The sequence below is a fragment of the Deltaproteobacteria bacterium IMCC39524 genome (genome assembly GCA_029667085.1).
GTDB lineage: Bacteria > Desulfobacterota > Desulfuromonadia > Desulfuromonadales > BM103 > M0040.
The window spans coordinates 24,985-37,655 of the sequence record JARUHJ010000001.1 but is presented as its reverse complement, the minus strand read 5'-3'; the positions used below and the strand labels follow the sequence as shown (position 1 = coordinate 37,655).

Sequence of the window (12,671 nt, the reverse complement as noted above, 5' to 3'; positions counted from 1 at the left end):
TCAAATGAGGGAAGTGAAGATTTTCACCACACTCCCCTCCCCCGGTTCGATGGCTTGCGCTATTCAAGAATAACCAATAGGTCGCCCTGGTCAACCTGATCAGCCTCACCAAATCGAATTTCCGCGACCACTCCATCAACCTTGGCCTTGACGTTGGTTTCCATCTTCATCGCTTCAGTGGTGAGCAAAGTCTCCCCTGCTGAAATTTTTTCTCCAACAACAGCCATGATTTTGAAGACTTTTCCCGGCATGGGCGCGCCAACATGTTTGACATTGGCAGGATCAGCTTTTTCATGGCTGACGACATCAGTCTCAGCGGACAAATCCTTGACCTTCACCACGCGTGGCTCTCCATTCAGCTCAAAATAGATATTACGCGTACCGTCTTCATGGACTCTGCCAACAGCGTTCAACTTGATAATCAGGGTCTTGCCGGCCTCGATGTCTATGCTAACCTCATCACCGACATCCAGCCCGTAGAAGAAGACTGGAGTCGGCAGGAAAGAGGTGTCGCTGTATTCCTGGCGAAACCGATCATACTCTTCAAAAACACCCGGATAGAGTACGGCCGAGAGGACATCGCGCTCGCTGACATTATGGCCGAGCTTGGTCTGCAGCTCCTCCTGCTTGGCGGCAAAATCAACAGGTTCAAGCAATTCACCTGGCCGACAGGTGAGAGGCTGCTCTCCCTTGAGGATTATCTTCTGCAATTCCGGAGGGAAGCCACCAACCGGTTGCCCGATCATGCCTTTGAAAAAATCGACCACACCCTGTGGAAAGGCCAGATCTGCGCCCTTGGTAAAGACATCTTCCGGCTCAAGGTTGTTCTGCACCAGGAACATCGCCATATCGCCCACGATTTTGGAAGACGGGGTGACCTTGATGACATCACCAAAGAGGTCGTTGACCTTGCGATACATTTCTTTGCACTCTTCCCAACGATGACCAAGACCGAGGCCTTCGACCTGCGGCTTGTAGTTGGAATATTGACCACCGGGAATTTCGTGATGGTAAACCTGAGCAGTTCCGCTGCGCAACTCAGACTCAAAAGGCTCGTAATAGGTGCGTACTGTCTCCCAGTAGTTCGCCAGTTTCTGCATACCCCCCTGATCCAACTGCGGATCCCAGATAGAGCCTTCGAGAGTCGCGAGCAAAGCATTCATGTTCGGCTGTGCAGTCAGACCCGACACTGACGAAAGCGCAACATCGACAATATCAACGCCGGCCTGGGCGGCCATCATCAACATGGAGCCACCATTGCTCGAAGTATCATGAGTGTGGAGGTGAATCGGAATGCCAATCTCGTTCTTCAAGGCCTTGACCAGCTTTTCTGCAGCAAACGGCTTGAGCAGTCCGGCCATATCTTTGATCGCCAGAATATGGGCACCCATGTTCTCCAGCTCTTTTGCCAGATTAACGTAGTACTCCAGAGGGTACTTGTCGCGTTTGGGGTCGAGGATGTCTCCGGTGTAACACATGGAGGCTTCGCAAACCGAATTGGTACGCTCGCGCACTGCATCCATGGCGACCTGCATGCCCTTGGTCCAGTTCAGGGAGTCGAAGATCCTGAAAACATCGATACCGCTCTCAGCTGCCTTGACCGTGAACTCCTGAACCACGTTGTCAGGATAGTTGGTATAGCCCACTGCATTGGAGCCGCGCAGCAACATTTGGAACAGGATATTCGGTACTTTTTTACGCAGACGCTCGAGACGCTCCCATGGGTCCTCGGTCAAAAAGCGCATAGCCACGTCGTAGGTCGCCCCACCCCACATTTCGAGGGAGAAAAGACCACCACCCAGATGTGCGGTTGCTTCGGCGATCAGATCAAGATCATGAGTCCGAAAACGCGTCGCCATCAGTGACTGGTGTGCATCACGCCAGATGGTGTCGGTAATCATCAACTGCCGATTCTTGAGCACCCAACGGGCCAAACCTTCCGGCCCCTTGTCGAGCAGGATGTCGCGGGTTCCGCGTGGGTGTTGCTGACCATATTCGATTTCCGGGATTTCTGGCTCGCGCAGATCGGAGAACTTAAGGCGCTTCTCCGGTGCGATACCCGGGTAACCATTGACCGTGGTGTGGCCGATATAGCTGAGGATCTTGTTGGCGCGGTCCTTTTTAACCGGGAGCTGAAAGACTTCGGGATGCTGATCCAGAAAAGAGGTATCACAGTTGCCTTCGAGGAAGACCGGGTGAGTGATGACCTTCTCAAGGAAGCCGATATTGGTCTTAACGCCGCGGATACGGAATTCCTGCAGTGCGCGATGCATTGTTCTGGAGGCATCGGGAAAGGTCAGTCCCCAGGTAGAGATCTTGACCAGCAGGGAATCATAATGGGGAGAGATGATCGCCCCGGCGTAACCGGCCGCAGCATCGAGGCGCACGCCAAAACCAGCCGCCGTACGATAAGCCTTGATCGTGCCGAAATCAGGAGCAAAATTGTTGGTTGGATCTTCCGTTGTGATCCGGCTTTGGATTGCATAGCCGCGGAGCTCAATATCTTTCTGGCTCTTGATGCCAAGCTCCGGATCCGAGAGTTTATGGCCCTGAGCAATACGAATCTGGGCCTGCACGAGGTTGCGCATGGTGACCAACTCTGTAACAGTATGCTCAACCTGGATGCGCGGGTTCACTTCGATGAAGTAGAAGTTGCCCTGCTTATCCATGAGGAACTCAACGGTACCGGCGTTGCGATAGCCAACGTGGTTTGCCAGAGCCAGAGCATAATCACAAACCTCTTTGCGTTTCTTGTTGTTGAGGTAGAGTGAAGGCGCAATCTCAATAACCTTCTGATGGCGCCTCTGAATGGAGCAATCCCGCTCGTAGAAATGAACGATATTACCGTGGTTATCGCCGAGAATCTGCACTTCAACATGCTTTGGATCCTCGACAAACTTCTCCAGGAAGATAGTGGCATCGCCAAATGCCGCTTTGGCCTCTGAGGCAGCCGACTTGAGCCCCTCGAGAAGCTCTTTCTGATTCTGCGCCACGCGCATACCGCGACCGCCACCACCTGAACTCGCCTTGACGATAATCGGGTAGCCAACAGACTTGGCGAAGATCAACGCCTCTTCTTCGCTCTTGATCGGATCATCTGTTCCTGGGACAACGGGAACACCGGCATCCACGGCAACCTTGCGACCGGAGATTTTATCTCCGACACGACGCTGGATTTCCGGAGTAGGACCGATGAAAACGATACCGGCGCGCTCACAGGCTTCAGCAAATTCAGCATTTTCTGAAAGGAAGCCATAACCCGGATGGATCGCATCAACATCTTTTTTTCGCGCCAGATCGATAATTTCGTCAATGCTCAGATAAGCATCGATCGGTCCCTTGCCCTTGCCGATCTGGTAGGCCTCGTCAGCCTTGTAACGATGCAGAGACAGTTTGTCTTCTTCTGAATAGATAGCCACCGTATTGATACCAAGTTCCGTACACGCACGGAAGATCCGGATTGCAATTTCACCACGGTTTGCAGCCATAACCTTACGGAATTTCTTAATAGGCATATCGATTACACTCCTGAAGGGATTCAAGCACGGGCCATTTATGTAAACTAAAAAAATATAGCCGTGCTAAATATTTAGTATGAATAAAAATTTTCAATGAATTTAAATACTTACGTCATTCTCCATAGGCGCAATCTAAGCAAAACGCAAGGGCGTATGTCAAGCAAAAAACCGTTCTATTTTCAAGCCTCTGAAATAACTGATAAAAAATACCTTGATTCGAAAGCCAGCATTTCAGTGACACTGAACAACAGGGGAGCTGACAAACCTGTCAGGTTAGGGATCTTATCGTACCAAACCAGACGTTGCCCTTCTCTTTTGAATAACGGTTAATCATCAGGCGTGCTCAAATATTCTTGCAAACCCTTAATCTCCATGATAGTTTGCCATTAACGTCAAATTCATGACGCACTCTCACAAGAGATCAGCAAAGGGAACGCTTTAAAGATTATGAGCGATTCGGCAAAGATTCTCTTCATAGACGACGAAGCAGGCAGTCGCGAAAGCCTCACCCTGCTGCTGGAACGCGAGAGCTATCGAGTAGACGCTGTCGCCGCTGGCGAAGATGCGCTGAGTTTACTCTCGGTAAAGGGCTATGATGTCATCATTACCGATCTTTTCCTGCCAGGTGTCAGCGGCATAGACATCCTCAAGCACGTCAAAGAGCACGCCATTCCCAGCAACGTCATTCTCATCACGGGCAATGCGTCAGCTGAAACAGCTGTCGAGGCGATGAAAGAAGGCGCCTTTGACTACATCACCAAGCCTCTCAACTTTGAGAAATTAAAAGTTCTGATCGCCAAGGCCGTCAAGCAGAGCAGACTGGTCGCTGAGAACCTTTATCTTCGCCAGCAATTACGCGGCAAGTACAAGTTCGACAACATCATTGGCAACAGCCCGGCCATCCAGCCGGTCTTTTCCCGAATGGAGAAGATGCTCCATACGGACTCAACAGTCCTGATCCTCGGTGAGTCAGGGACCGGTAAAGAGCTGGTAGCGCGTGCTATCCATTTTAACGGCACGCGCAGAGAGAAACCTTTTATCGACATCAACTGTGGAGCCATCCCGGCAGACCTCCTGGAAAGCGAACTCTTCGGCCATGTCCGTGGCTCCTTCACCGGGGCCATCGCCGACAAGCCGGGAAAGTTCGAGGTCGCCAACAAGGGCACGATTTTTCTCGACGAGATTGGCACCATGCCTCTCCATCTGCAGATGAAGCTGCTGCGAGTCCTCCAGGAACAGGAGGTGGAGAGGGTCGGATCTTCACGTAAAGTCAACCTGGACGTCCGTGTCATTTCAGCAACCAACTCAGACCTTGAGGATCGTGTTAAATCTGGTGAGTTCCGGGAAGACCTTTACTACCGCCTGAACGTTATCCCCATCCTCCTGCCACCACTCCGGGATCGCCGTGAGGACATTCCACTGCTGGCCAAGCATTTCCTGAAAAAAATATGTATTGACATGAACCGGCCACAACTGGAGTTGACCACTGAGGCCGTTCGAGCCCTGGAAAACTACGCCTGGCCGGGAAATGTTCGCGAGATGGAGAATGTCATTGAGCGCGCTATCGCCCTGACTGACAGCGACGTGATCGGCCAAAACGACCTCCCTTCAAGAATCAGCGGCACTGCGGAGGGAAAGGGCAACCTCCCGATCTTGCATATCCCCGAGGAAGGTCTCGACCTCGCAGAAACCATAGAAAAGGTCGAACGAACCTTAATCAAACAGGCGATGGAGAAATCGAGAAACATCAAGGCCCGTGCCGCCGCCCTCTTGAACCTTAATCGCACGACCCTGGTTGAAAAAATCAAACGTTACGATATGTAATAAGACGAGGTTTTATTCCGCCAAAAGTGCAGACAATTAATTTAATCAACAATTCCAGCGACTTTCAGTTAAGGAGTTCAAGATGACACAGGAGGTTTCAGTGGCGACACAAATGTTCACAAACATTGCTTACGCTATCATTATTCTCGCTATCGGTTTCTGGGGCGCCAAGATGATTGCCCGACTGGTCAAAGGCCTGATGGAGCGCCGTGATACCGACCAGGCTCTGACCGGCTTTGTCGGAAACCTGATTAACGCGCTCGTCGTAACCTTTGCCGTGATCGCGGCATTAAACAAGCTGGGCATACAAACCACATCGCTGGTCGCCGTTGTTGGTGCCGCCGGTCTTGCTATTGGCCTGGCCCTGAAAGATTCACTCGGCAACTTCGCCGCAGGCGTTATGATTCTGATTTTTAAACAGTTCAAAGCTGGCGACTTTATTGAAGCGGCAGGTGTTCTCGGTGTCGTCGAAACCCTCAACGTCTTCTCTACCCAACTAAAAACGGGTGACAACAAGACTGTCTACGTTCCAAACGGCAAGTTGATCGGCGATAACATTATCAACTATTCGACCAAATCGACCCGGCGCATAGACATGGTTGTCGGCGTCAGCTACGATGCGGACTTAAGCCATGTAAAGAAGGTCCTTGAAGATATCCTCGCCAAAGAAAGCCGGATACTTGAAGAGCCGGCCCCAACGATCGGTGTCCTTGCCCTGGCCGATAACAGTGTCAACTTCGCCTTTCGCCCCTGGGTGAACGCAGCGGACTACTGGGGGGTCCATTTCGACTTGCACGCCGCGGTGAAAACACGCTTTGATGAAGAAGGTATTGGCATCCCCTACCCTCAGCGCGATGTCCATCTCTACCAGCAAGAGGCTTCCGCCAAGTAAGACGCGTCCAAGATTTGCGACATTTTTTATAACGGCCTGGCATACCTGCCAGGCCGTTTCCTGTTGCCCCAGACACAGATAAGGCACTAGATAGTCGACAATCTCCTAGCCAAGATTTTTCTTTTGCAGTAATCTAATACGTCTAATCACAATTCGTTTACCAGGAGCGCACACATGTCACGCACACCCGCAATTGACCCCGACTGCTGTATTGGCTGTGAAGTCTGCACCCAGGTCTGTCCTGAGGTCTTCAGCATGAAAGACAGTCACAACGGACACGCTCACGAGAAAGCTGTCGTTCACAACCCCACCGGCGCCCCGGAAGCTAAGATAGAGTCCGCCATGGACAATTGTCCCTCGGCCTGTATTTATTGGGTTTAAACCTTGCGGCACATAGCGTGTGGCGTGGAGACTATTCATGCACACTGCTGACACTCGGTGTTAAACGTCTACATGTAATATAATCTTCTGTGCCGCAGGCCTCTAAGATCTGAATATGTCTACCCCCTCTCCGCTCGCCACGCACCACGCGCCACAGACCTTCAAAAGAAACATCCTCCTTCTCAACATCTTTGCCAGCCTGAAGATGGCCCTGCTGCCCATGGCCATCATCACTCTTTTCTGGAAGGATCAGATCGGTTTAAGCCTTTCTGAGATCCTCATGCTGCAAGCACTCTTTTCCCTGGCAACCCTGATCATGGAGTTTCCGTCAGGCTACTTGAGTGACCGTCTGGGTTATCGGTTTGCCCTCAACCTCGCATGCCTGTTCGGCATCACTGGCTGGGCAACCTATACCTTCGCCGGTTCATTTTCCGGCGTTCTCGTTGCCGAGATACAGCTTGGCATCTCATATGCGTTTATCAGCGGAGCAGACAGTGCCCTGCTCTACGAAACACTTCGACATGAAGGCAAGGAAGAGGAATACGCGAAACATGATGGCCGCATGACCGCCTGGGCACAGGCCGGGGAGGCCGCTGGCGCAATCGGCGCAGGAGCGCTCTACGCCTGGTTTCCCCTCCTGCCCTTCCTCCTGCAGATAGGTGTCTGGATTTCCGCCTTGTTTGTTTGCCGCAATCTGAAGGAGATCCCTGCAGCAAAACGACATACAGCCTCCCATCTGCGCGAAGCCCTGGGAATTGCGCGCAAAGCCTTCTTACTTAAACCTGGCCTGCGTTACAGTATCCTGCTCGCCGCCATGCTGGGGCTGGCATCTTTTTATCCAGTCTGGCTGATTCAACCTTACATGCAATCGATCAATGTTCCCCTGGTATGGTTCGGCCCGATCTGGGCCGTTGCCAACCTCTGTGTTTCATTCGGCTCTCTCTTAAGCCATCGCATCCAATACCACCTGGGGGCAAGAGGGACACCAATTCTCCTTTTATCACTGATCGCGATTGGCTATACAGGCCTGGCTTTCAACCAACTTATCTGGGGCTTCGCCTTCTACTTCCTGCTCACAATCATGCGCGGTATTCAAGGGCCTTTTCTGCGCCTCGCTCTACAAAAGCAGAGTGATCGGCATGAACGCGCCAGCATTCTTTCTCTTAAATCACTAACCTTCAGGCTCGGCTTTGTGATCAGCGCCCCCTTGGTCGGAATGATGGCCGATCGTTCTGGTCTCAGCTTTTGTTTCACGATTCTTCTTATCACACAGGTTCTGCTTGTTGCCGTTCTCATCTGGCCGTTTATAAAACACACAAAAACCGTCTGGAGCAGTTGAACCAGGCGGTTGGAGAAAAATACAAGTAGTTACACTCTTTCTTGACGCTGTGTATAATTGGAGGAAGAGTCAAACTTCAAACTCTGGCAGAGCCATGATCCCACCATACCTGACATTTAGCTCGTTTCCTGCCCTGTTGCTCGCCTGCAGTCTTCTGCTCCAGGGCTGTGCCGCCATGCAGGAGAGCGGATCAAAGATCAAAACCGGCATGTATGTCGACGCAGTACTCGAGTGTGCTATCGAATACCCGCTTTTGTGGGCCAAGGACCGTCGTCTCACCTACGGCAGTAATAGCGGCGAGCTCCGCTGGAAGCCTCCACAGGCTGACGACACACTTCTGAGACTCATATCTCAGGAACGGAAGATGATCGAACCAGAGCAGCAAATAGCTCGACTTTACCAGGAGTTTACAGATCTGGAAATTTCACTGGAAGAGCAGGTCGCGCTGCCGGCTGGCGATGCCACACACATTGTCGGAGTTTCGGCAGAAAAGCATTTCGAAAGTTATCAATTCTCAAATGCCAACCGCAGCTACCTGATCTCCCTTACGATACGGAAAGAAAACACAAAGCTTTACTCAGGTGTTATGGATCAAGTAATTCATACGTTCCAGGTTCTTCAATGAATCAACGGAGCGACAATCAAAACAAAGCCAAGACAGACTTAAACGCACAGGCGCGAAGCCGCAGAGAGGAGTTGTCAGGCTCAAACCATTCTTCACAGCTTTAAGAGATTTTCCTCAGCGTTCTTTGCGGCTTTGTATTAAACATTATCTTTAGATTTTGCAACCATGAACCAGCACAACAAGAGTTATATTTCACCTCAGGTAATAATTTGCAACCACTTGCTTTAATTGATAAATATTACGGTGTCAACCAAGAGGCCAGAAATATCCTTCTGGCGCACAGCATCCAGGTTGCCAAACTGGCTGTGAGCGTAGCAACACATGTCGAACGAACCGAAACTGTTGATATCGAATTTGTCGAGCAGGCAGCGTTGCTACACGATATTGGCATGCTCTATACCGACACTCCAAAGTTGGCTTGCTTCGGTGACAAGCCCTATATCTGTCACGGGATTATTGGCGCTGATTTGCTACGCGAAGAAGGGCTCCCACGTCATGCGCTAGTGTGCGAACGCCACATCGGAGTCGGCTTAAGCGTTGAAGACATTAGGGGACAAGAGCTTCCGTTGCCACATCGAGACATGAGCCCACAGACCCTGGAAGAGAAGATTATCGCTTACGCCGACCTCTTCTACTCCAAGACAACGCCGGGCAAACGTACGGCTGAAAAAGTCCGCTCTTCTTTAAGTCATTTTGACAAGAAGAAGGTGGATATTTTTAACCGGTGGCACCAGAAGTTCCAACCCTGAACCCTGAAATAGAGCGGGCGCGATGGAACATTGGCTTCAAGAGATATTCAATCTTATACCGGGCGGAGGGTTATTCATCGCCGCGGTCTTTTTAATCGCCTTTTTTGAAGCTCTCGTCGGAGTCGGGCTGATCATGCCAGGCAGCGTCTTGACGGTTTTCAGCGGTTGGCTGGCCTTCCAGGGCAAGGCCCCGATTGAGGCGATCATGACCGCTGCAGCATGCGGTGCCCTGGCTGGAGATCTCTTAAGCTACTGGCTAGGAGCACGCTTCGGCATTCATCTCTGGAAATGGCGGCTACTGAAAAAACGCCAAAACCTACTGCGTTTGACCGAGATATTCTTTAATGAGCATGGCGGCAAGAGCGTGTTCTTCGGCCGCTTCCTCGGCCCGATTCGCGGGTTGGTCCCTTTTGTTGCCGGAGCCAGCCAGATGCGCCCTGCGACATTCACACTCTACTCAATTATCAGCGGCATCCTCTGGGGGATCAGCTATCCGGGGCTCGGCTTTCTCGGTGGAACCAGCTGGCAGCGCGCCGAGACATTAACCGGACGACTGGGATTGTTGGTAGCATTGGCACTCGTCACCTGCCTGTTGCTGACGTGGCTGCGACGCAAGCTATTACCCCAGCAGTACCAGCACAGTGCCAAGCATGAAGAGGACAGTTCGTCCTGAAAGCTCCCTAACCTCATACATTCCTTGTTCAGGCCTTATTTTTCCGCTAAGCTGCAGGAAACTCACCTGATCAAGCTTTAAGGACCAACGATCATGCCCAATCTCCTGGATGACAGCAACTGGCTCGAATTCGAAAAAAATCACGTCTGGCATCCCTATGCACCCCTTGAGGGGGCTCTCCCACCCTACTCCGTCAAAAACGCACAAGGTGTCCATTTAACCCTTGAGGATGGTCGTCAATTGATCGATGGCATGTCGTCCTGGTGGTCGGTCATTCATGGTTACAATCATCCTGTCATCAATGCAGCCGCTAAGGCGCAGCTTGATGAGATGTCACACGTAATGTTCGGTGGCCTGACCCATCGCCCGGCCGCAGAACTTGCCGCACGTCTGATCACTTTGACGCCGGAGCCTCTTACACGCGTGTTCTTTTGCGACTCAGGGTCCGTCAGCGTCGAAGTTGCTATCAAGATGGCTATCCAGTACTGGCACTCAAAGGGACAGCCAGGCAAACAGCGGATGTTGACAATCCGGCGCGGCTACCATGGTGACACCTGCGGAGCCATGGCGGTCTGTGATCCGCAAACAGGCATGCACCATCTCTTTGCCGAGGCTCTCCCGAAGCATCTCTTTGCCGAGGCTCCAACGGTGACAAAGGATGCCGACTGGCGCGATGAAGATATCGCTGACTTTCGTAATCTGATCAAAAAGAACCATAGCGAAATAGCTGCCGTAATCCTTGAACCGCTTGTTCAAGGGGCAGGCGGCATGCGTTTTTACGCTCCAGAGTATCTGCGCCAGGTAAGATCGCTCTGCGACAGTTACGAGGTCCTGCTGATCGCCGATGAAATCGCCACCGGTTTTGGCCGTACAGGCACCCTCTTTGCCTGTGAGCAGGCAGAAATCGTTCCTGACATCATGTGCCTGGGCAAAGCGATAACCGGTGGTTACATGTCTCTGGCAGCAACCTTGACGACCTCAGAGATCAGCCAGGCCATTTCACGCAAGGCTCCAAAAGCGTTCATGCATGGCCCGACCTTCATGGCCAACCCGCTGGCCTGCGCCACAGCCAACGCCAGCATCGACCTGTTGCTTGATAGCCCGTGGCAAGAGCGCATTGCCAGAATGAGTGAGACTTTCTTTGAGCACCTGCAGCCCTGTCAGGATTGGGATGGTGTAGCAGACGTCCGCATCAAAGGCGGGATCGGAGTTCTGGAACTGGAACAACCTGTGGATATGCCTTCCATCACCAGGCGCTTTGTCGACAAGGGCGTCTGGGTTCGGCCCTTCGGCAAACTCGTTTATGTCATGCCCCCCTACATCATCAATGATGAAGAGCTAAACAGCTTAATGACAGCTACGACTGAAGCTGTTGCAGAAGAGTTGCACCTCTGATTAAGACCAGAGCTAGAGGAGAAAGGCAGGGCTCCCTGCTCCCTGCTCCCTGATTACTGATCGTATAATTTATATCGTTTTATCCTCTGAATTTCTGTATTCTGTGCCTGTCCCAAAACGTTAATCTCCGTATTACATCACACACTAAGGATCCACCATGTCTGACACCTCGCAATTTCTGGCCATGCCTGATGCAGCAATCGACGAAGCAGATATCCTCCTTCTGCCAATCCCTCTCGAGAGGACAGTCTCTTTCAAACCCGGCACGGCAGAAGCCCCGAAAGCCATACTGGACACTACAGAACAACTTGAGTTTTATGAAGAAGACGCCGGCTGGTCGCCTTTCAAGCATATGAAGCTCAATGTTCTGCCCGATTTTACCGATGATCGATCTCTTTCCGACGCAGAGTTTCATGTCAAACTGACTGAATACGTAGCATTATTGCCTAAAGGCAACCTCTTTATCGGCCTCGGTGGCGAGCACTCTCTGACCCCCTCCCTGGTTGAGGCCCGCATGCCGGAACCGGGCACAGTCCTCTTTCTTGACGCACACGCCGACATGCGCACCAGCTACGAAGGTAGCAAGTACAGTCACGCCTGCCCGGTCACCCGACTTCTGGGCCAAGGGCACAAAATTGTCATGGCCGGGATACGATCGATCTATGAGAGTGAGGTCAAGGTCATCGAGAAGAATCCCAACATCTCTCTCTTTCTGGACTGGGATTTGCGCGGAAAAGGACAATGGGAGTCTTTCCTGCAAAGGGTTAACTCACTTGAAGGGCCGGTCTACCTGTCGATCGATATGGATGTCTTCAATCCTGCCGCCGTCCCCGGTGTCGGCACACCACAACCGGGCGGCTTTTTCTGGTACCAGATGATTGAAGTCCTTGAGACCCTTTTTTCCAAAAAAGAGATCGACCTGCGCGGCGTTGACATGGTGGAGATTGTGCCGGAACCCAGCCGGGTTTCCGAGATGACAGCGGCGAAGCTCCTGTTGAAAATCATTTCATTCTGGGGTTGTGCCAAGGAGTTCAATCTTAAGCCAGAGGTCGGTAACCAGTCACAAATGGATTACGAATAATCGTTCCGGTTAAATCACTTCTGAGAGGTTCGGTATTAAACATATGTGCTGTAAGAGCTTTCTGTGTTGACATTTGGTGTATCAAATATCCCTAGTCCCCCTAAGAAGGACTTGCAGCAATACTTACAAGAAAGCCCCAATCCGTGAAAGCAGGTCGGGGCTTTTTTTGCCTTATACATCGTGACTTATGAAAT

At 51.6% G+C, this 12,671-nt stretch carries 10 protein-coding genes; 9 read left to right on the top strand and 1 reads right to left on the bottom strand.

Features of this window, described 5'->3' with window-relative positions; translation table 11 throughout:
• Positions 1 to 59: 59 nt before the first annotated feature.
• Positions 60 to 3,515: a pyruvate carboxylase gene (locus P9J64_00165; protein MDG5466728.1), complete on the bottom strand. Its 3,456-nt coding sequence runs from the start codon at positions 3,513 to 3,515 to the stop codon at positions 60 to 62.
• A gap of 450 nt (positions 3,516 to 3,965) precedes the next feature.
• On the opposite strand from P9J64_00165, the gene P9J64_00160 reads away from it, so the two are divergent.
• The 9 genes from P9J64_00160 (at position 3,966) to speB (ending at position 12,477) form a co-directional block, all read left to right on the top strand.
• Positions 3,966 to 5,342: a sigma-54 dependent transcriptional regulator gene (locus P9J64_00160; protein MDG5466727.1), complete on the top strand. Its 1,377-nt coding sequence runs from the start codon at positions 3,966 to 3,968 to the stop codon at positions 5,340 to 5,342.
• A gap of 82 nt (positions 5,343 to 5,424) precedes the next feature.
• Entirely contained in the window at positions 5,425 to 6,234 is an 810-nt protein-coding gene (locus P9J64_00155; GenBank protein ID MDG5466726.1) for a mechanosensitive ion channel, read from the top strand.
• A gap of 174 nt (positions 6,235 to 6,408) precedes the next feature.
• Positions 6,409 to 6,615, top strand: coding sequence for a ferredoxin (locus tag P9J64_00150; protein MDG5466725.1), 207 nt, complete (start codon positions 6,409 to 6,411; stop codon positions 6,613 to 6,615).
• 115 nt (positions 6,616 to 6,730) lie between these two features.
• Complete coding sequence (locus P9J64_00145; protein MDG5466724.1) at positions 6,731 to 7,954, top strand: MFS transporter; 1,224 nt, start codon at positions 6,731 to 6,733, stop codon at positions 7,952 to 7,954.
• A gap of 94 nt (positions 7,955 to 8,048) precedes the next feature.
• Entirely contained in the window at positions 8,049 to 8,579 is a 531-nt protein-coding gene (locus P9J64_00140; GenBank protein ID MDG5466723.1) for a hypothetical protein, read from the top strand.
• Between the two features lie 209 nt (positions 8,580 to 8,788).
• A complete protein-coding gene (locus P9J64_00135) occupies positions 8,789 to 9,328 on the top strand; it encodes an HDIG domain-containing protein (GenBank protein ID MDG5466722.1) in 540 nt (179 codons plus the stop codon).
• A gap of 22 nt (positions 9,329 to 9,350) precedes the next feature.
• Positions 9,351 to 10,001 (top strand): DedA family protein, encoded by a 651-nt coding sequence (locus tag P9J64_00130; GenBank protein MDG5466721.1) that lies wholly within the window; start codon positions 9,351 to 9,353, stop codon positions 9,999 to 10,001.
• A gap of 93 nt (positions 10,002 to 10,094) precedes the next feature.
• Positions 10,095 to 11,396: an adenosylmethionine--8-amino-7-oxononanoate transaminase gene (gene bioA, locus P9J64_00125; protein MDG5466720.1), complete on the top strand. Its 1,302-nt coding sequence runs from the start codon at positions 10,095 to 10,097 to the stop codon at positions 11,394 to 11,396.
• A 157-nt stretch (positions 11,397 to 11,553) separates the two neighbouring features.
• Positions 11,554 to 12,477, top strand: a complete 924-nt coding sequence (gene speB, locus P9J64_00120; GenBank protein MDG5466719.1) for an agmatinase — start codon at positions 11,554 to 11,556, stop codon at positions 12,475 to 12,477.
• Positions 12,478 to 12,671: the final 194 nt, after the last annotated feature.

Excerpts from the sequence above, each read along its gene's own strand:
- P9J64_00165 (MDG5466728.1), bottom strand. The coding sequence starts at position 3,515 with ATGCCTATTAAGAAATTCCGTAAGGTTATGGCTGCAAACCGTGGTGAA.
- P9J64_00160 (MDG5466727.1), top strand. The coding sequence starts at position 3,966 with ATGAGCGATTCGGCAAAGATTCTCTTCATAGACGACGAAGCAGGCAGT.
- P9J64_00155 (MDG5466726.1), top strand. The coding sequence starts at position 5,425 with ATGACACAGGAGGTTTCAGTGGCGACACAAATGTTCACAAACATTGCT.
- P9J64_00150 (MDG5466725.1), top strand. The coding sequence starts at position 6,409 with ATGTCACGCACACCCGCAATTGACCCCGACTGCTGTATTGGCTGTGAA.
- P9J64_00145 (MDG5466724.1), top strand. The coding sequence starts at position 6,731 with ATGTCTACCCCCTCTCCGCTCGCCACGCACCACGCGCCACAGACCTTC.
- P9J64_00140 (MDG5466723.1), top strand. The coding sequence starts at position 8,049 with ATGATCCCACCATACCTGACATTTAGCTCGTTTCCTGCCCTGTTGCTC.
- P9J64_00130 (MDG5466721.1), top strand. The coding sequence starts at position 9,351 with ATGGAACATTGGCTTCAAGAGATATTCAATCTTATACCGGGCGGAGGG.
- bioA (MDG5466720.1), top strand. The coding sequence starts at position 10,095 with ATGCCCAATCTCCTGGATGACAGCAACTGGCTCGAATTCGAAAAAAAT.
- speB (MDG5466719.1), top strand. The coding sequence starts at position 11,554 with ATGTCTGACACCTCGCAATTTCTGGCCATGCCTGATGCAGCAATCGAC.